This window comes from Actinomadura formosensis (genome assembly GCF_050948385.1).
Taxonomy (GTDB): domain Bacteria; phylum Actinomycetota; class Actinomycetes; order Streptosporangiales; family Streptosporangiaceae; genus Spirillospora; species Spirillospora formosensis.
The window spans coordinates 5,283,036-5,300,567 of the sequence record NZ_CP192011.1 but is presented as its reverse complement, the minus strand read 5'-3'; the positions used below and the strand labels follow the sequence as shown (position 1 = coordinate 5,300,567).

Sequence of the window (17,532 nt, the reverse complement as noted above, 5' to 3'; positions counted from 1 at the left end):
AGAAAGTCGGAGTGGAGTCATAGAGTCTTTTCCGGGCTGTCGTGATCCATATTTCTTAGTTCCAGCACGGCTGGAATTGCGCTCCGGCAATCAGGATCATCCACTACAGGCGAATCGCCTCTGACAATGAAGGTCAGATTTCATGCGGGAAGTCTTTCGCAACCGCAATGCCCTGCTCTATATTATGGCCCAGTGCCTCTCCATCACGGGCAGCAGTTCGCTCTGGCTTGCGATCGGCGTCTGGGTGAAGGTCATCACCGGCAGCAACGCCCAGGCTGGCCTGGTCTTCTTCGCGTTCATGGCCGGCACCCTGATGGGTCCGCTGTGGGGCCATCTGATCGACCGGGTCCGGCGCCGTCCGCTGCTGATCGCCGCCAATCTCTTCAGCGCCGTGTACATTCTGGCGCTGCTCGCGGTCGGCGACGAATCCGATCTGTGGCTCGTCTATGTCGTGCTGTTCGTCTACGGCTCGTTCAACAGCCTCTTCGACGCCGGTCAGACGGCGCTCATGCCGGCCTTCCTGTCGGACGACCAGTTGCCCGACGCCAACGCCCTGCTGCAGACCTGCCGCCAGGCCCTGCGCCTGATCACCCCGCTGATCGGAGCGGGCATGTTCTCCGCCTGGGGTGCCGAGTCGGTGATCACGCTGGACTGCGCGACCTTCCTGATCGCCGCCGCCGCCCTGCTGCTGATGCGGCTGAAGGAGCGGCCTCCCCGGCGCACCGAGCAGTCCTCCTGGAGAGCGGAGGTCGCGACGGGATTCCGGTACCTGGTGGGACGGGCCGAACTCCGGCGGATGCTCATCGCCATCTCCGTCGCGATGGCCGTCTGGGGGATCTTCGAGTCGTTGCTCTTCGCGGTGATCGGCGACGGCCTGGACCGTTCGCCCACCTTCTTCGGCGTGCTCATGACCGTCCAGGGCCTGGGCTCGGTGCTGTCCGGCCCGGTCGCCGGCCGCGCGGTGAACCGGTTCGGCGAGACGGTCACCACGGCCCTCGCCCTCGGCGCCTTCGCTGTCGGAAGCGCCTTGCTCATCCCGTCGGCCACGGCCGCCGTCCTGGCCGGGGTCCTGCTCGTCGGCTTCGGCCTGCCGTGGGCGATCGTCGGGTTCACCACGCTGCTCCAGCGGCGGACGCCGAGTGAGCTGCTCGGCCGGACCTATGCGGCGTTCGACGTCCTGACCAACACGCCGCAGATGCTGTCCATCGCGTATGGCGCCGCGATGGTCGCCTATATCGACTACCGCCTCATCCTCCTCGCCATGATCGCCGTCTTCGCCGCGTCGGCCTTCTACCTCGCCGCGGGCCGGTCGAGAGCCCGTGCCGAGGACGACGTACTCACCGACCGGGACAGCGCGGTCGTCCCCGGATCCACAGCGTCCCCTGGATGACCTGCTTCACGAGGCCCATCCGCCGCTTCGCGGACGATCTCACCCTCCACGGAACCGATCGTGGGAGTGGCATCACCAGCACATCATCACGCTGACGGACCTGGCGTGCGCCACGTTAGGCGCAGTATCGGCAGGCATTTCCGGGGAGCCTTTGATGAAGAGTCTCGCTCAGCATTCCGATCTGGTGATTGCGGTCGTGATGGCCGATATCGCCATCGTCCTGCTGACCGGCGCCGTTCTCGGCCGGCTGGCCCGGTATCTGAGACAACCGCCGGTCGTCGGTGAGATCGTCGCCGGTATCGCGCTGGGCCCCAGCCTTCTCGGGCTGCTTCCGGGCGACCTCACCGCGCACATCTTCCCGGCTGAGACGCGGGCGTACCTGTCGGCGATCGCGCAGGTCGGCCTGCTCGTCTTCATGTTCCAAATCGGCTGGGAATTCGACAAAGGGCTTCTGCGGGGGCGGCGCGGGGCGGCGGGCGCGATCTCGATCAGCTCCACTGCCCTCGCCTTCGGGCTGGGTGCCGGCCTCGCCGCGCTGCTGTACCCCTACCACGACACGGTGAAGGGCGACCATGTCCCCTTCACCGCGTTCGCGTTGTTCATGGGTGCGGCGATGTCCATCACGGCGTTTCCCGTGCTGGCCCGGATGCTGACCGAACACCGGATGATGGGCACGCGCGTCGGCGCTCTCGCGCTGGCCAGCGCGGCCCTCGACGACGTGCTGGCGTGGTGCCTGCTTGCGCTGACCGCGGCGATCGTCACCGCGGGCGGCACCGTGAAGGACATGGTGCAGATCGGCGCGCTGTCGGTGCTGTACGTGGCCGTCATGGCGCTGGTCATGCGCCCGCTGCTGGCCTACCTGACCCGCCGGATGGTCCGTAACCGGATGCCGCCGGTCTATGTCATCGTACTCGTCGCCGGGCTCTTCCTGTCGTCGTACGCCACCACGTGGATCGGCATCCATGCCGTTTTCGGTGCCTTCGCCTTCGGCTTCATCATGCCGCGCAAGCCGTTCGAGACACTGGCCGACGGCGTCAAGCAGCCGTTCGACGGAATCAGCATGGTACTGCTTCCGGTCTTTTTCATCGTGACCGGCCTGAACGTAGATATCAGCGCCATTTCCGGCCTCGGAGCCGTCGAACTGGTCGCCATCGTTCTCGTTGCCTGTGCCGGCAAGATACTGGGCGCGGCGATCCCCGGAAGGCTCACCGGGATGCCGTGGCGCGAGGCCGGCACCCTGGGCCTGCTGGTGAACACGCGCGGCCTGACAGAGCTGATCATCCTCAACGCGGGCGTCGGTCTGGGGATCCTCGACGACCAGATGTTCACCATGATGGTGCTGATGGCCGTCATCACGACGGCGTTGGCCGGCCCGCTCCTGCCGAACCCCCCGGCCTCCCCCCGACAAGCCGGTCGACCGGCGTTCGCGGTTCCCGGCCGGCCGGCCAGAGGACCTGCCGGATGAGCCGCGCCCGGACCGGCCCCGCACGATCACCGCGGCCCGATCCGGCAGGCCGCCTGACCTGCACGGACGAGGTTTGACAATGCACGGCCCCACGAGCCCGGCCCGGGGGCGTCCCTCCCCCCGGGCGCGGGCCGTCAGTGGTGCTACGCGGGCATGGGCCGCGAGCTCGACTGGCCAGACCTCAGGTCACGGCGTAAGCGCGCAGGATCGTCTGCGTCACCGTGTCGCCCGCCGGGTCCTGCGCGGTGGCGCGCAGGGAGACGAATCCGGCGTGTCCCGGGTTGGTGACGGCGACCTGCCAGCCGCCGCCGGCCGGGCGCGCGCGCAGCGGCGTCCACGTCCGCCCGTCGTCGAAGGACGCCTGGACGGTCAGCCGCTTCACCTTCGCCGTCGTCGTGCCCTCGACGCGCACCGGGACGTTCAGCGTGGTGCCCGCCTTCGCCTGGTTGCGGCCGTCCAGTCCGGGCGGGGCGAACCGCACCGCCTGCAGCGGGAGCGCCCGCCCGGCGGGGCCGGCGGGGCCGGAACGGAACGTCCACACCGACGTGACGCGGGTCGACATCGGGAGCGCGCGGCGGTGGTCGACGGTCAGCGTGTAGCGGGCGTCCCGGGCCGGCACCCCGGCCGTCAGCCCGTAGGTGTCAGCCGCCTGCGCGATCCGCCGCCCGTCGGCGTCCAGGGTGATCGTGTGGGGGCCGTCGCTGTCGCCGAGGTGCCCGCCGCCGTCGGAGAACATGGACGGCAGCGGGATGTTCATCTCATTGCCGGTGCGGCGGGCGCCGGCCATCGCGATCGACGGCCCCGCCACGGCGCCGCCCCACACTTCGACCGGGTGGCGGCGGCCGGTGAAATTCCGTGGCAGGGCGAGCTGAACGCTCTGTTTGCGCTGGTCCGCGTGGTTGAAATAGGCCATCCGCCACCAGGAGGCGCCGGCGGGCAGCGGAGAGAAGTAGTAGCTGACCTTCGCCGGAAGGGTGCCGGTCGCGCAGGGGTCGTAGGGGACGATGCCGGCGGAGCCGGGCAGCTGGACGCCGTGCAGGAGCGTGGCGTACTGCTGCGCCTTCCCGTTGTCGGGAGCCCGGTAGACGGACGGCACGACCGCCATGGTCTTCCGCGCGACCTTGCGGACGAGCTTGGCGGGAACCCCGCCGGTATGCACGTCGGCCACGGCGTAGCACTCGCCGGTCTTGGCCCAGTCGGACTCCGCGAGGAACGTCGTCCCGGCGGCGCGGAACGGCAGGACGTACAGCGGGTCACCGCCGAAGTACATCTCCGCGCGCACCTTCCCCCGCCGGTAGGCGAGCTGCACGAACTGGCCCCTGTCGGAGATGGTCACGCCGGGAGCGTCCACGGTCAGGCCGGTGCGGACGGCCTTGCGCCCGTCCAGGAGCAGCCGTTGCGTCCCCGGGCGGACGTCGAGGGGCCGGGACAGCACCAGTGACCCGTCGGAGGCGGCGTTCTCCCCGGTCGCGCCGACGAAGTAGGGGCCGGACGGCAGGCGGACCCGGGCCTTCCCCCTGCGCAGGGGCACCTCGTCGACCTCGCCGGACCGCATGTTCGTCAGCTCGATCGTCTGCTGGCCGTCGTCGAGGGGCGCCTTGCCCCGCCGGTCCAGCATGGTCACCGTGAGGTCGGTGGCCTTCGGCTCGACGTAGGCGCCGACGATGGTCCGCACCGCGGTACCGGCTCCGCCGTGCGTGGCGGTCACCGCGCCCGCGTAGGCCCCCGCACGGGCGCCGCCGGCCCTCACCGTCAGCCGGACCTGAGCCTGCCCGTGTGCGGGCACCGCCAGCCTTCTCGCCGAGAGGGCGAACATGCCGGCGGGCACGGCGCCGCCGCCGCGGCGGGCGGCCCGGACGTTCAGGGACAGGGTCACCGGACTCGTCCCATCGTTGCGGTAGGTGAGGGTCCGGACGGTGCTCTGCCCCGCGGTGTGCGGCCAGCGCAGGTAGGCGTTGAGCGAACCCTGGGAGGTGCTGATCGGCTCGCTGACCGCGTGCGCGAGGTCCACCAGGCCCGCGCCCCGCAGGAACGGCGCCGCGGTGGGCTTGGCGGTGTTCATCAACGCGGCCTTGATCTGCTCGCCCGTCCAGCCGGGGTGCCGCTGGGCCACGATCGCGGCGGCCCCGGCGACGTGCGGCGTGGCCATGGACGTGCCCGACGCCCGCCGGTAGGAGGTGCCCACCGGGTCGGCGGCCGGGGTGCCCTTGGCCCAGGCGGAGATGATGCCGACGCCGGGTGCGGTGATGTCGGGCTTGACCGCCGAGTCTCCCTTGCGGGGACCGCGGCTGGAGAATCCGGCGAGCCGGCCCCGGCCGTCCACCGCGCCCACGGCGAGCGCGGCGTCCGCGCTGGCGGGGGAGTCGACCGTCGCCGCGGCGGGACCCTCGTTGCCGGCCGCCACCACGAACAGCGTGCCGGTCCGCCGGCTGAGCGTGTTCACGGCCTGCTCGACCGGGTCGAGGCCGCGCTCGTCCGTTCCGCCGAGGCTCATGTTGACGACCTTCGCGTGCACGGTCCTGGCCGCCCAGTCCATTCCGGCCAGGATGCCGGAGTCGTAGCCCACGCCTTCGCCGTCGAGCACCTTGCCGATCGCCAGCCGGGCGCCGGGCGCCACGCCCCGGTAGCGGCCGTGGGAGGCGGCACCGGAACCGGCGACGGTGGCGGCCACGTGCGTGCCGTGGCCGAGATGGTCCCGGACGTCCGCCTCGTAGGTGAAGTTCTTCGAGGCGGTCACCACTCCCTTCAGGTCGGGGTGGCCGGGGTCGTATCCGCTGTCGAGCACGGCGACCCCGACGGACTTGCCGGTATAGCCCGCCCGCCAGGCGGCCGGGGCGCCGATCTGCGCGTTGCTCTTGTCGTCGAGCGCGTGCACCTTCCCGTCGAGCCAGATCTTCGCCGTGCCGGGCCCGAGCGTGCGCATGCCGGCGGTTCCGCCGGTCAGCGACCGCCAGACGTCCGGCGCCCGGTTCTTGGCGACCTTGAGCCCGGTGAAGCCCAGGCCGGGCGCCTCGGCCGTCCGCACGGTCCCGCCGGCGGCCCGCGGCGCGGCGCCCTGCACCAGGACGGGCAGGTCGGCGCGGGACGCGTCGCCGTACCCGCAGGCCAGCAGCCGGGTCACGTTGAACAGGCGCGGGTCGAGCCGGCCGGACGCGAGCAGCGCCCGCGCGTCGGACGGGACGACCATGGTGCCCTGGCCGCCGTAAGCGGTGATGCCGAACCGGATCCGGTCCCGTCCGGGGCCGTGGCGCACCTCGACCGCGTCCGTCCCGTCCGCCGCCCGCCGCAGTAAGACCTTGTCACCGGTCAGCAGCGTCACCGACCGGGCCGTCCCGCTTCGCGCCGGCGCACCGCCCGGCCCCGGTTCGGCCCCCGCCGGGTCTCCCGCACCGCCCACCGCGCTCACCACGGTCACGACGCCGATCACCCCGAGAGTTGTCCATCTTCTCCCCATGCGCCTCCGATATCCGAACATTCCTGATCACTAGGACCCGTTCGGTTGCGGGGAGGGTTCGGCGGTGGCCGGTCGTGGCTTGCGGGACAACCCCTCCGCCGCTCGCGCGTCAGAACGGCGAAGACAGGCGAGGGCCAGGGCCGCTGCTACGGCGTCCCTTGTTCTGCGGTGGGCGGAACGCATGGGAACGGACCGCGCCACCGACCTACGATGTGCGCATGCCCGACACCACCCGCCCGCCCGTACCCGCCGGCGAGACGCCGCACGAGCCGACCGCGCCCCGCCGGCCGGCGGAGCCGCTGTGGCGTGACGCGCTCGGCCAGTGCCTGAGGCGCCTGCGCCTCGAACGCGGCGAGATACTGATCGAGACCGCCCGCCGTGCCGGGGTCTCGCCGCAGTACCTCTCCGAGATGGAACGCGGTGTCAAGGAGCCTTCGAGCGAGATGATCGCCGCGGTCGCCGGCGCCCTGGACGTGACGCTCGGTGAGCTGACGCTTGAGGTCGCCACGAGCCTGCGGGCCGCGCCGATCGGAACCGCTCCGGCGGCCCCGACCTGCCGGGCCGCCTACGCGCTGGCCGCATAGGCGGGTTCTCCCTACCCGGCGGTCGGTTGCCGTTCCTCGATCACATGGTCGATGAGACCGTAGTCCAGCGCCGCCGTCGCGGTGAACACACGATCGCGATCCGTGTCGGCGCGCAGCGTCGCCACGTCCCGCCCGGTGTGCCGGGAGAGGATGCTCTCGATGTCCGCGCGCACGCGGACGACCTCGTCCGCCTGGAGAATGAGGTCCGGGATCGCTCCTCGCCCCTGCCCCACCGGCTGGTGCAGGACGACGCGGGTGTGGGGCAGCGCGGCGCGTTTGCCGGGAGTGCCCGCGGCAAGGAGCACGGCGCCGACCGCGACCGCCTGCCCCACGCACGTCGTCGCCACTTGCGGACGGATGTAGCGCAGCGTGTCGTACACGGCGAGCATCGCGCTCGGGTCTCCACCCTCGCAGTTGATGTACAGCTGGATATCGCGGTCGGGACTGTCGGATTCCAGGTACAGCAACTGCGCGACGAGAGCGTTCGCGACACCCGCGTCGATGGCGGTGCCGAGATAGATGATCCGCTCCGTCAGCAGGTGCGAGTAGACGTCCATGATCCGTTCACCGCGAGGATGTTGCGCGATGACGTTCGGAATCGTGTAGGTGCTCATCGGACGGCTCCTTCGGACGGGAAGCCGAGCCCGATGGGTCGATGACTGGTGGGCATGACTTCGTCGAAACTGCTGACGATCCCGTCGATGAACCCGTATTCGAGCGCTTCCTGCGCCGTATACCAGCGATCGTGCAGCGAGTCCTCGAAGACCCGTTCGAGGGGCTGGCCGGTGTCTTCGGCGATGAGTCCGAGCACCGTGTCGCGGGTGTGGCGCAGGTCGCCCGCCTGCAGTTCGATGTCGACGGCGGCGCCGGCGATGCCGGCGGAGCCCTGGTGCATCAGCACGCGTGCGTGCGGCATGGCACGGCGCTTGCCGCGGGTTCCGGACGACAGCAGGAACTGGCCGGCGCTGTAGGCGATGCCGAGCACCATCGTGGACACGTCGCACGGGACGAGCCGAATGACATCGCGGATCGCGAGCATCGACGGCACCGATCCGCCGGGGGAATGGATCCACAGCGCGATATCGGACGACGAATCCTCTTTCGCCAGGGTGATCAGCTGCGTTGCCAGCAGCGTGCCATTGTCGTCGTCGAGTGCGCCGTCGAGCACGAGAACACGTTCCTGGTAGAGCTCACGCCGCATTCGTTCGTTGAACAACGGGACTTTCTGTTCCTCGCTCATGCCTTCACTCTGCGCCACCGTGCGCACCGGCCACAGCCCGATCTGCCCACGGCGGATCCGCCCAGAGCGGCAGAACCACGACGATCACCACCGACCCGGCCCGGGGTACTCGACCAGGCCGAGGCGAAGCCGAACGGGCCGCGCTGGCGCTCGCCGAAGAAGGCACCCGGTCCGCAGACGCCCACTAGGGCGTGTCCGATGAGCCCGGCTCCCTCGGTCGCGTCTGCTTCCACTCGTCCGGCGGGACATCGCAACCAAGTGCGGGGTCGGCGTGCCCGCCTCACATTCCGGGTGGCTGTGTCGTCGGACCGCTGAACCGTGAGCAGAGGCGGCACCACGTGCTCCGGTGTCGGCACCGCCGTACCGAACTTCGGACGAAGCGCGATCCGGCCCGGAGATTGAAGTCCCGACCACCTCTTTTCCCTACGGGAGTGACCGAGCATGACCGATCTCAGCGGGCTGACGGGCGACTACGTCCTCGATACCGTCCGCACTCGGATCGGGTTCGTCGCCCGGCACACGATGGCCACCAGGGTGCGCGGGCGATTCGACGAGTTCGAGGGCGAGGTGTACCTGGACGGCGACCACCCGTCGAAGTCCGGCGTACGGCTCACGATCCGGACGCAGAGCATCCAGACCCGCAGCGCGCAGCGCGACGACCTCCTGCGCGGCAAGTTCCCGGGCGTGACCGACCACCCGGTCATCACCTTCATCTCGACGGAGGTGGAGCAGACCGACGCCGCCTTCAAAGTCACCGGTGATCTCAGCATGCGGGGCGTGACCAGATCGGTCACCGTCAACGTGGAGGTGACCGGCAGCGAGAACGGCGTGCGGGTCGGCTTCAAGGGCGGCGTCACGATCGACCGCAACGACTGGGGTGTGAACGGGAACGCGGCGACCAAGGTCATGATCAGCCCGAGAGTGGTCGTGGATTTCGAGGCCGCGGCGATCCGGCGGTCCTGACAGGCCCGCCTCTACCCGACCAGCGACCGCCGGCGAGCACGGGTGCGGCTCTCCTGGTGGAACCTGGTGAGCTGGGCGAACCCCCGCGGAAGAGCCCGCATCCGGCCGGCCGGGTGGTGAGGTCATCGCTCGGTCGTCGGTGGGATGGCTTCGTCGTGGGCTTGGACGTGGCGGAGGAATGCCTTTGTGGGCGCGGTCATGTGCTGGCGGTGCCAGATGAGGACGTGGGGCCGGTGGATCGCAGGCCGGGTGAGGCGGATCGTCCGGAGGGATGTGCCGGCGCGGGCGACGGCGGTCTCCGGTAGCAGGGCGATGGCGCGGCTGTGGCGGAGCAGGTCGGTGAGGGTGTTGAGGTCGTTGGTCTCGGCCTGAACACGAGGGGTGAAGCCGACGTCGGCGCAGGCGGCTTCGAGAGCGGCGCGCAGGCCGGTGCCCTGGGTGAGCGTGAGGAAGGGCTGGTCGCGGAGATCGGAGAGCGTGGTGGTGGCGGACTGGGCGAGTGGATGGTCCGGGGCGGCGGCCAGGACGAGGGGTTCGGTGCCGACGGTCTGGGAGGCCAGCACGTGCGGGAGGTGCCGGCCGGCGGGTCCGGCGGGGAGCCGGTCGGCGGACAGGCTGATGAGGGCGGCGTCGAGGGCGCCTGAGGAGATGTCGTCGGTGAGGGCTTCGGGGTCGCCGGTGTGCAGGACGAGGCGGACCTTGGGGTAGTGGTGCTGGAAGTCGCCGAGACGTGTGGTGAGCCATTCGGGTGGGCACGGGATGGTGCCGACGGCGAGGCGTCCGGCGAGATGGCCGTGCAGGGTGGCGACCGCGTCCTGTCCTGCGGTGGTGGCGTCGAGGGCCGCTCGGGCGTGCGGTAGGAAGGCCTCGCCCGCGGGGGTGAGGCGGACGGGCCGGTCGGAACGGTCGAAGAGGCGGTGGCCGAGTTCGCGTTCGAGCTGAGCGATCTGCTGGCTGATGGCCGGCTGCGCCACGTGGACGCGGGCTGCCGCGCGGGTGAAGCTCGACTCCTCGACAACGGCGACGAAGTAGGCGAGTTGCCGCAGCTCCATAAGTTTCCCTTATCTAACGCCATAGCGTTCATATCTTGGACTTTTGCGAGGCAGGCAGGCAAGGTTGCGATGCAGGAGCGGCGGACCCGGCCGCTCACCGACACCGGACGGGAGCAGGCCGAATGCCCGAAGTACACCGTGATGAGGCGGCGCCGCCATCGACGGGAATGCAGACGCTGATGGTGTGGGCCGCGGTCCTGCCCACGCTCACGGCCGTCCAGATGTCCCTCGGACATGTGCTCGGCCGGCTTCCGGCGATAGTGCGGCCCATGATCGTCGCCACCGTTGTGGTGCCGATCGTGATGCTGGTGGTGATGCCGCGGTTGCGCCGGCTGCACGAACGGTTCGGCGTCAGGCGGTCGGGAACCAGGAAACCCGGGCCCGAAATGAGCCGTCCATGACCGGCACCCTGCCGTCCTGGCCGCCTCGCACCATCGCGATCCTCACGACCCTGAGCGGTCCGCCCGACCACGGCCCGCACGCCATCCCGGTCTCCGCGCCCGTCCGCGCCGATGACCACACCGTCCTGCTGGCCCTGCACCGCACCCGCGGCTCCCTCGCCCGGCTGCGTGAGCGTCCACACGTCGCCTTGACCGTCCTCGCCGAGAACGACATCGCGTTCACGGTTCGCGGCACGGCGCGGGTTGTCGACGAGCCCATGGCGGCCGACCCCGACTATGTCTCGGTGGCCATCACCGCCACGGACATCGATGACCACCGCCAACCCGGCTTCGTCGTCGAAGCCGGCATCGACCGCCGATGGATCGACACCGAGCAGAGGGACGCCCTCGCCGCCCGTGTTCGAGCCCTCACCACTGCCACCTCGGCCTGAGACACACTGCGCGCAACGGAGGCCGGCCGCACGACCGCTCGCCGGGCTGGGCGGCAGGTCAACGGGAAATGGTCTTCGAAGCCCGGCCCGTACCGCGGCGAGCACACCGACCAGGCCGGTGCACCGACGTCTGGGGTGGGCCGACTGCTGTTGCTTCGTGTGCCGCCGATGTGGCGGGTCGCGGGTCTGGTGTCAGTGCCAGCTGGTTCCGGCGGGCACCCGGAGGGTGGTGTTGATGCGGTTGAGGAAGTTGGTGATCGCCACCATCAGCACCGGGGCTCCCAGTTGCCGTTCGTCGTGGTGCCTTGCGGCCTTGGTCCAGATTTCGTCGGTGACCGCGCCGGACAGATCGACACGGCGCCGGGCGCTCGCCCACTGCGTCATGTGCACATGGGCGTCCCAGAACCCGGGCAGCAGAGTGCAGCCGCCGGTGTCAACGGCCTCATCGACGGGACCGGGTGGGAGGTCCTCGGTGATGGCCGCGATGCGGCCGTTGCTGATCAGCACGTTCGCCACCGGTCCGCGCGAGCCAACCGTACCTCGCGCAGCAGCAGCGCTCCGGGCATGCCGCGGCTCACGACCGCACCCGGCGTGTGCACGCGCCGCATCTCCCGGGCCAGCCGGGTGTCCCCGGGCGAGTCGGTGCTTCCCAGACCGTCGATAACCCGCTGGACGATCTCTGCTGGCTTGTCCTGACTGAGCTTGTGATCGCCCACCACCCTCGTGGGGCGCAACCGGAAACCGGCGGTGTGCGGGGCGATGGAGCGCGCATAGCCTTCCACGGTGTCCATCCGCCACGGGTGCGGCCGGGCCCCCTCGAAATGCTCGACGGTACGACCGAGGACCCGATAGGTCTCCTCCGGACCGAGCGGCTCGGGCCGGCCGCGCAGGTGCACGACGACGAAGTTCCAGGTCGGCACGTATGGGCCGGCCCTGTACAGGGACGGTGAAATGTATCCGTTCGGGCCGGCCACGATGACCACAGCCTCGTGGTCGCTGTCGTCCTCGGCTCCGTCGCCGGATACTCCGGTGGCGTCGTCGACGTGGTGGTCAGCCGCGTCATGGATGTCTTCTTCGGCTTCCCGATGCTCGTCGGGATGATCGTGGTGCTCCAGACCTTCGACGTGCGCAGTGTGCTGAGCGTCTCGCTGGTGCTGACGCTTTTCTCCTGGCCGGTGCTGACCCGGATCATGCGATCCTCGGTGCTGGTGACCCGCAATCTGGACTACGTCACTGCGGCGCGCGAACTCGGGGCCGGCCCCATCCGCGTGCTGACGCGGCACGTCGTGCCGAACTCGATCATGCCGGTGGCCGTGCTGACGAGCCTGCACATCGGCAGCGTCATCACCGCCGAGGCGGCGCTGACGTTCCTCGGCGTGGGGCTGAGGGCGCCCGCGATCTCGTAGGGCGTCCAGCTCAACACGGCCCAGCAGTACTTCTCGTCCGACCTCCACCTGCTCGTGTTCCCGGCTCTATTCCTTTCGGTCGCGGTGCTCAGCTTCGTGCTGCTGGGTGACTGCCTCCGCGACGTCTTCGACCCGAAGCTGCGGTGACCCATGACGACCATTCCGTCCGCCACTCCGTCCGTGCGGGCCGATCCGCTGACCACGCTCCCCGGCTATGACGCCGATGCCGCGGTGCTCGAACTCGCGGGACTGCAGATCGAGTTCGGTGATCGGGACGGCCGGATCCGCGTTGTCGACGGTGTCGACTGCGCGGTCGCGGCCGGCGAGACTCTCGCCGTCGTCGGCGAATCCGGCTGCGGCAAGAGCATCACCGCCCGCGCGGTCATGGGCATCCTGCCGCCCGGGGCCGGGATCGCGGCCGGAGCGATCCGGCTGCACGGCGTCGACCTGCTGGGGCTTGACCGGCGGCGGCGACGGCGGCTGCGCGGCGACCGCATCGCGATGATCTTCCAGGACGCGCTGTCCGCGCTGAACCCGGTGCTGCCGGTGGGCTACCAGATCGCCGAGGTCTTCCGGGTGCACCGGCGGATGTCCCGCCGGGAGGCGCACCGGAAGGCGATCGAGATGCTCGAGCGCGTGCGCATTCCGGCCGCCGCACGGCGCGTCCGCGACCATCCCCACCAGTTCTCCGGCGGGATGCGGCAGCGCGTCATGATCGCGGTGGCGCTCGCGCTCAACCCCGACGTGCTCATCGCCGACGAGCCGACCACGGCCCTCGATGTGACCGTCCAGGCACAAATCATGGAACTTCTCGCCGACCTCCAGGCCGAGCACGGAATCGGCCTGCTGCTCATCACTCACGACATGGGCGTGGTCGCCGACGTCGCCGACCGGGTCATGGTCATGTACGCGGGGCGCGTGGTCGAGCGGGCCCCCGCCCGCGACCTGTGCACCGCACCGGCGCATCCCTACACCAGAGCGCTGCTGAACGCCATCCCCGGACGCGGCTCCCGCGGGCGGCCACTGGCCGTCCCTCCAAGGCGCGCCACCCGATCCCGCGAACCGGCCCGCCGGGTGCGCGTTGCAGCCGCGGTGCCCGCTGGCGGACGCGTCCTGCGCGACGGACCCGCCACTGTACGAGGTGGCGTTCGAACGCTCCAGCGCCTGTCACCGCTGGACGGAGGTGACCGTCCGATGAGCGGCGCACCCGTGGTCCTTCAGGCGCGTGACCTCGTCAGACACATCCACGTCACCCAGGGCGGCCTTTTCCGGCGTGCCACCGGAACCGTCCGAGCGGTTGACGGCGTGAACCTGGAGTTGCGCCGCGGTGAGACGCTGGGCGTGGTGGGAGAGTCCGGCTCCGGAAAATCGACCCTCGCCCGCCTGCTGACCGCCGTCGACCACCCGACCTCCGGGGAGATCTCGGTGCTCGGTGAACGGATCGACCACATGCGAGGCAGGCAACTGCGGCGGGCCCGCAGGCACATCAAGCTCGTCTTCCAGGACCCGTACACCTCGCTCGACCCGCGGATGACGGCGGAGGCGATCGTCCGGGAACCGCTCCTCATCCACCGCGACGTCGCCCCGCGCGGCGAGCACCGGCGGCTGGTATGCGAACTGCTGGAACCGACGCCGATGACCTGCACGCGAACTCTCCTCAGGATGAAGCGTGATGACGTTTGGGTCGGTCAGGTCGTACGGCGGGCGACCAGAGTGCCGGGGTCTTCGCCGTTGGCGACGGGGTGGAGGGCGGTTCCGGCCGTCGGGGTCAGCCCGGCCGCCGCCAGGTCGGCGGCGACGGCGTCCGGCCGGTGCAGGTAGTGGGCGCGTTCCACCACTTCGGTCGCCACCAGATCGCCTCGGTGGTACGTGCGGTAGACGAACCGCAGGTGCGCCTGGTCGTCGCCGTCGGGCCGCGCCTCGCATGACATCTCGTACCGGCAGTCGCCGAGGGTGGCCTCGTCGGCGACGTGCTCGGGCCAGTCCGGTACGGGTTCTGACAGCACCATGTCCATCGCCACCTCGCCGTCCTCGGCCAGATGTTCGGCGATCGCCTCGAAGAGAGCAGGCCGTTCGGGGTGCGGCACGTGCTCCAGCACACCCGCCAGGTACACGAAGTCGAAGCGGCGGGCCAGGTCGAAGTGGGGCGCCGCGCGGTCGAGCACGGTGACGCGGGCGCGCAGGTGCGGGCGTTCGGCGAGCTTGGCCAGCAGCACCGCGCGCATGGTGGCGGACCGCTCCAGGCACAGTACGGTGGCGGCTCGCTCGGCCACGGCCAGCGTGATCCGGCCGGTACCCGCGCCGATCTCCAGCGCGTGTCCACCCTGGGGTGCGCGGCCGGCGAAGAACCGGGGGTCGGGGAGGGCGCCCTCTCCGCGGGAGGCGCGGAAGAGATCGTAGTAACCGGGCTGGAAGGCGTACGGGTCGGTGCCGAGCGGAGCGACCCGGGCGGGGGAGGACATGCGAGTCACCTGCCTGTCTGGTCGTTACGCGGGCGCGTCGTCAGATGATCGTGCGTGGCCGTCGTCGTCCGACCGCCATGGGTGGGCTGCGCCGGGCGTGTCCACTCGCGGAGAGCGCGGCCGGCGCGTTCCCTGATCCGCACCTGGCCGGTGGACTCGATGGCGATGGTGCGTTCCTCGCTCCAGCCGCTGAGGCGGAACTCGCCCAGCCCGAGATGCACCAGGCCGAAGGCGGGCTCGCCGTCGATGGCGAGGACGAGCCGGTCCTCGTGCACGAGGACCGCGGCGTCGCTGTCGGGCCTGGCCTCGACCTCCTCCTCTGACCACTGCGCGAAGTCGCCTGGCAGCCGGAACCGGCAGCACAGCCGGTCGCGTTCGGACGCGGTGAGCGGCACCGGATCGCGGGCGAACATCACCTCGCTCAGCGGCAGCAGCTCCCGGAACTCGTCCGGCAACAACCCGACGACCTCCCGGCTGACCAGGCAGTCGAGCACCATGTGCACCCGAGGGCGGTCCCCGCCGTTCGCCACGTAGTGCCTTCGGCCGAAGTCGCCGAACCACAACCGTCCCGCCGTCCAGTGCTCGGACACGCCGTCGATGACCACGACGGCGTCCGGGTTGGTGTCGATCGGCACGTGCAGCCGCAGGAGCCCGCGTTCGAACCCGTACTTGTAGTCGCGGTGCTCGTGCACGGTCGCACCCGCGCCCAGGGCGATCAGCCGTACGCCCCGGACCGGCGCCGGCAGGGCGTCGATGACCTGTGCGAGGGCCGGGGCGCCGGCCAGCCACGGGGTGTCGGCGAAGTCGGTCAGGCCCGCGCCGCCCGGGTCGGTCCGTACCGGATCGCCGCCGACGCTGCGCAGCGGCAGGATGCGCCAGTCCACGCCGGACTCTGTGGCGGCGCCGTCCTGGCTGTAAGCGCGCTGGGCGCGCCACCGCCGGTGCCGCAGCAGGTCGAGGTCGGCGCGCAGCGCGTCGACGTCGAAGCTGAGCCGCATCGGCGACGACGGCGGGTAGGCGGCGGGCGGATCCGCCAGCGATTCGATGGCCTGGTGGTACGTCGTCATGGTCGCTGCTCCTGGGCGCCGCCGGCGGGCAGATCGGAGACGTCGAGGGCGAAGCGGCCCACGGCCCACGCGATGGCGGGCACGTTCTCATCGAGAGCCCGGCGGTCGAGGTTGCTGATCGTGTCGCATGGCTGGTGGTAGCAGGGGTCGTACAGCTGCCCGGCCGTCCCGCCGAACCGCGCCGCCTGCGCGGCGGTCTTGACCCCGAGGACGCCGCCGTTCAGGCCGCCGACCGGGATGCCCGCGGCCATGAACGGCTCGTGGTCGGAGCCGACGGCCCGCAGGTCGTGGCTTTCGTAGGGGAGGCCGGCGCGGTCGAAGTAGTCCTTGAAGACCTTCTCCACGACCTGCGAACCCGCCGGGCCCGGCGGGGTGCCCGGCGGCTGCTCGCTCGCATCCCCGTCGAGAACGAACCGCACCCCGTTCGGCGCGGCGATCAGTTCGAAGTTGAGGTAGAGCGCGATCTTGGCGCGTTCGGCCGGTGGCAGGTTGCGCACGTAGTAGTTGGAGCCGATGTCGATGAGCTCCTCGGCCCCCCACAGCGCGAACCGTACTTTGTGGCGCACCTTGTCCTGATGGGGAGCCAGCCGCAGCGCGGTCGCCATCAGCGCGGCGGCCGCGGCGGCGTTGTCGTTGATGCCGGGTGCTTCGGTCACGCTGTCCAGATGGGCGCCGGCCATGACGGTGCGGTCGTCGCTGCCGCCGCGCGTCTCGGCGAACAGGTTGGTGGTGACTCCCGCGACCTCGTGCCCGCGTAGGTCGAGACGCAGCCGCACCTGGTGCTGCGCGGCCTCCTGGGCGAGCTGTTCGGCCTGCGCCTGCGTGACGCTGGCCACCGGGATGGTGAACGCCTGCGGGTTGAACGCGTGCAGCCGGTAGATGTTGTTCGGACTCGGCGTGGACAGGTAGATCAGCATCGCCCGCGCGCCGAGCCCGGCGGCAACGCGTTGCTGTGCCGTGTAGCCGCAGGATCCGCGCTGTACGAGCACGATGGATCCGGCCACGGGCAGCCCGTCGTAGTCGGCGGCGGAGCATCCGGCGGTGTCGCCCGTCGTGGCCCGGGGCACGACGAGGTGGGCGTCGAGACCGCCGGGCGGGGTGACGGGTGACCAGCGCATGACCAGCGCGCGCACCTGCCGGGCGGCGGGCGCGGTCACCGTCGCGCTCTCCGCGTCGACCCGATAGTCGGTGTACGGCACTTGCTGCTGGTGAACGCGGTAGCCGGCGGCGGTGAGCACCTGGGCGGCGTAGCGCGCGGAGGCCTCGAACCCCGGCGTGCCGGTGGCGCGCACCCCGCCGTTCCGTGCGGCGATCTGGTCGAGGACACGCAGGTGCCGCCAGGCGTCGCCGCCACGGGTGGACCCCGCCAACAGCCGCGCCAGCCACAGCTCCCCAGACCTACCGCCCGAACGACCTGCCGCCACGTGGGCGGACGCCGCGTGGGCCGATGTCGCGTGGGGTGAGGTTGCGGCGGCATGGGGGGTGGCGGACGGTGGAGCGACCGAAAGGATGGTGGCGGTTATGGTGACGAGGCCGGTCACCAATACGGATTTTGTGCGAACGAACACCCTCATCAGCGCTCCAGAGGAAGACATGTAATGCCAAGAAACAGAAACC

General features: G+C 70.7%; 16 protein-coding genes and 1 pseudogene. 8 read left to right on the top strand and 9 right to left on the bottom strand.

Annotation, left to right across the window (positions count from 1 at the left end; translation table 11 throughout):
- Window positions 1–142 precede the first annotated feature (142 nt).
- A complete protein-coding gene (locus ACQP1N_RS25005; protein WP_433226967.1) occupies window positions 143–1,390 on the top strand; it encodes an MFS transporter in 1,248 nt (415 codons plus the stop codon).
- Window positions 1,391–1,544: 154 nt separating this feature from the next.
- Window positions 1,545–2,855 carry a cation:proton antiporter domain-containing protein gene (locus tag ACQP1N_RS25000; protein ID WP_433226965.1) on the top strand — a complete coding sequence of 437 codons (1,311 nt, stop codon included), beginning with the start codon at window positions 1,545–1,547 and terminating at the stop codon, window positions 2,853–2,855.
- A gap of 181 nt (window positions 2,856–3,036) precedes the next feature.
- Here the strand turns inward: ACQP1N_RS25000 and ACQP1N_RS24995 are convergent, their stop codons facing one another.
- Window positions 3,037–6,282, bottom strand: a complete 3,246-nt coding sequence (locus ACQP1N_RS24995) for a S8 family serine peptidase (RefSeq protein WP_433226963.1) — start codon at window positions 6,280–6,282, stop codon at window positions 3,037–3,039.
- Between the two features lie 245 nt (window positions 6,283–6,527).
- Between ACQP1N_RS24995 and ACQP1N_RS24990 the strand changes: the two genes are divergently transcribed.
- Window positions 6,528–6,893 carry a helix-turn-helix domain-containing protein gene (locus tag ACQP1N_RS24990; RefSeq protein ID WP_067807303.1) on the top strand — a complete coding sequence of 122 codons (366 nt, stop codon included), beginning with the start codon at window positions 6,528–6,530 and terminating at the stop codon, window positions 6,891–6,893.
- A gap of 11 nt (window positions 6,894–6,904) precedes the next feature.
- Here the strand turns inward: ACQP1N_RS24990 and ACQP1N_RS24985 are convergent, their stop codons facing one another.
- Window positions 6,905–7,507: a ClpP family protease gene (locus ACQP1N_RS24985; RefSeq protein WP_067807300.1), complete on the bottom strand. Its 603-nt coding sequence runs from the start codon at window positions 7,505–7,507 to the stop codon at window positions 6,905–6,907.
- Complete coding sequence (locus tag ACQP1N_RS24980) at window positions 7,504–8,133, bottom strand: ClpP family protease (RefSeq protein ID WP_067807297.1); 630 nt, start codon at window positions 8,131–8,133, stop codon at window positions 7,504–7,506. Before ACQP1N_RS24980 ends, ACQP1N_RS24985 begins: the two co-directional genes overlap by 4 nt.
- A 441-nt stretch (window positions 8,134–8,574) precedes the next feature.
- Between ACQP1N_RS24980 and ACQP1N_RS24975 the strand changes: the two genes are divergently transcribed.
- Window positions 8,575–9,096, top strand: a complete 522-nt coding sequence (locus tag ACQP1N_RS24975) for a YceI family protein (RefSeq protein WP_433226960.1) — start codon at window positions 8,575–8,577, stop codon at window positions 9,094–9,096.
- A gap of 122 nt (window positions 9,097–9,218) precedes the next feature.
- On the opposite strand, the gene ACQP1N_RS24970 is transcribed toward ACQP1N_RS24975, so the two are convergent.
- Window positions 9,219–10,148 (bottom strand): LysR family transcriptional regulator, encoded by a 930-nt coding sequence (locus ACQP1N_RS24970; protein ID WP_433226958.1) that lies wholly within the window; start codon window positions 10,146–10,148, stop codon window positions 9,219–9,221.
- Between the two features lie 122 nt (window positions 10,149–10,270).
- Here ACQP1N_RS24970 and ACQP1N_RS24965 point away from each other — a divergent pair, with 122 nt between their 5' ends.
- Both ACQP1N_RS24965 and ACQP1N_RS24960 read left to right on the top strand, forming a co-directional pair.
- Window positions 10,271–10,549 (top strand): hypothetical protein, encoded by a 279-nt coding sequence (locus tag ACQP1N_RS24965; protein WP_433226956.1) that lies wholly within the window; start codon window positions 10,271–10,273, stop codon window positions 10,547–10,549.
- Window positions 10,546–10,980 carry a pyridoxamine 5'-phosphate oxidase family protein gene (locus ACQP1N_RS24960; RefSeq protein WP_067804652.1) on the top strand — a complete coding sequence of 145 codons (435 nt, stop codon included), beginning with the start codon at window positions 10,546–10,548 and terminating at the stop codon, window positions 10,978–10,980. The genes ACQP1N_RS24965 and ACQP1N_RS24960 overlap by 4 nt, the downstream gene beginning before the upstream one ends.
- Window positions 10,981–11,172: 192 nt before the next feature.
- Here the strand turns inward: ACQP1N_RS24960 and ACQP1N_RS24955 are convergent, their stop codons facing one another.
- Entirely contained in the window at window positions 11,173–11,487 is a 315-nt protein-coding gene (locus ACQP1N_RS24955) for a hypothetical protein (RefSeq protein ID WP_433226954.1), read from the bottom strand.
- The gene (locus tag ACQP1N_RS24950; protein WP_433232807.1) at window positions 11,481–11,954 is read right to left on the bottom strand and encodes an FMN-binding negative transcriptional regulator; all 474 of its coding nucleotides are present in this window, start codon (window positions 11,952–11,954) and stop codon (window positions 11,481–11,483) included. The genes ACQP1N_RS24955 and ACQP1N_RS24950 overlap by 7 nt, the downstream gene beginning before the upstream one ends.
- A 15-nt stretch (window positions 11,955–11,969) precedes the next feature.
- Here ACQP1N_RS24950 and ACQP1N_RS24945 point away from each other — a divergent pair, with 15 nt between their 5' ends.
- Complete coding sequence (locus tag ACQP1N_RS24945; RefSeq protein ID WP_433226952.1) at window positions 11,970–12,386, top strand: ABC transporter permease subunit; 417 nt, start codon at window positions 11,970–11,972, stop codon at window positions 12,384–12,386.
- Between the two features lie 150 nt (window positions 12,387–12,536).
- A pseudogene (locus tag ACQP1N_RS24940) lies at window positions 12,537–13,871 on the top strand (ATP-binding cassette domain-containing protein); the annotation flags it as partial.
- A gap of 203 nt (window positions 13,872–14,074) precedes the next feature.
- Here ACQP1N_RS24940 and ACQP1N_RS24935 read toward each other — a convergent pair.
- From ACQP1N_RS24935 to ACQP1N_RS24925, 3 genes are read right to left on the bottom strand one after another with little or no spacing between them, the layout of a single operon-like run.
- Window positions 14,075–14,848: a class I SAM-dependent methyltransferase gene (locus ACQP1N_RS24935; protein WP_433226950.1), complete on the bottom strand. Its 774-nt coding sequence runs from the start codon at window positions 14,846–14,848 to the stop codon at window positions 14,075–14,077.
- Window positions 14,849–14,853: 5 nt separating this feature from the next.
- Window positions 14,854–15,915, bottom strand: coding sequence for an aspartyl/asparaginyl beta-hydroxylase domain-containing protein (locus ACQP1N_RS24930; RefSeq protein ID WP_067804637.1), 1,062 nt, complete (start codon window positions 15,913–15,915; stop codon window positions 14,854–14,856).
- The gene (locus tag ACQP1N_RS24925; RefSeq protein ID WP_433226947.1) at window positions 15,912–17,285 is read right to left on the bottom strand and encodes a M28 family peptidase; all 1,374 of its coding nucleotides are present in this window, start codon (window positions 17,283–17,285) and stop codon (window positions 15,912–15,914) included. Before ACQP1N_RS24925 ends, ACQP1N_RS24930 begins: the two co-directional genes overlap by 4 nt.
- Between the last annotated feature and the right edge of the window lie 247 nt (window positions 17,286–17,532).

What these genes read in the sequence shown, in the direction of transcription:
- ACQP1N_RS24990 (WP_067807303.1), top strand. Translation starts at nt 6,528, where the DNA reads ATGCCCGACACCACCCGCCCGCCCGTACCCGCCGGCGAGACGCCGCAC.
- ACQP1N_RS24935 (WP_433226950.1), bottom strand. Translation starts at nt 14,848, where the DNA reads ATGTCCTCCCCCGCCCGGGTCGCTCCGCTCGGCACCGACCCGTACGCC.
- ACQP1N_RS24985 (WP_067807300.1), bottom strand. Translation starts at nt 7,507, where the DNA reads ATGAGCACCTACACGATTCCGAACGTCATCGCGCAACATCCTCGCGGT.
- ACQP1N_RS24980 (WP_067807297.1), bottom strand. Translation starts at nt 8,133, where the DNA reads ATGAGCGAGGAACAGAAAGTCCCGTTGTTCAACGAACGAATGCGGCGT.
- ACQP1N_RS24970 (WP_433226958.1), bottom strand. Translation starts at nt 10,148, where the DNA reads ATGGAGCTGCGGCAACTCGCCTACTTCGTCGCCGTTGTCGAGGAGTCG.
- ACQP1N_RS24965 (WP_433226956.1), top strand. Translation starts at nt 10,271, where the DNA reads ATGCCCGAAGTACACCGTGATGAGGCGGCGCCGCCATCGACGGGAATG.
- ACQP1N_RS25000 (WP_433226965.1), top strand. Translation starts at nt 1,545, where the DNA reads ATGAAGAGTCTCGCTCAGCATTCCGATCTGGTGATTGCGGTCGTGATG.
- ACQP1N_RS24930 (WP_067804637.1), bottom strand. Translation starts at nt 15,915, where the DNA reads ATGACGACGTACCACCAGGCCATCGAATCGCTGGCGGATCCGCCCGCC.
- ACQP1N_RS24975 (WP_433226960.1), top strand. Translation starts at nt 8,575, where the DNA reads ATGACCGATCTCAGCGGGCTGACGGGCGACTACGTCCTCGATACCGTC.
- ACQP1N_RS24960 (WP_067804652.1), top strand. Translation starts at nt 10,546, where the DNA reads ATGACCGGCACCCTGCCGTCCTGGCCGCCTCGCACCATCGCGATCCTC.
- ACQP1N_RS25005 (WP_433226967.1), top strand. Translation starts at nt 143, where the DNA reads ATGCGGGAAGTCTTTCGCAACCGCAATGCCCTGCTCTATATTATGGCC.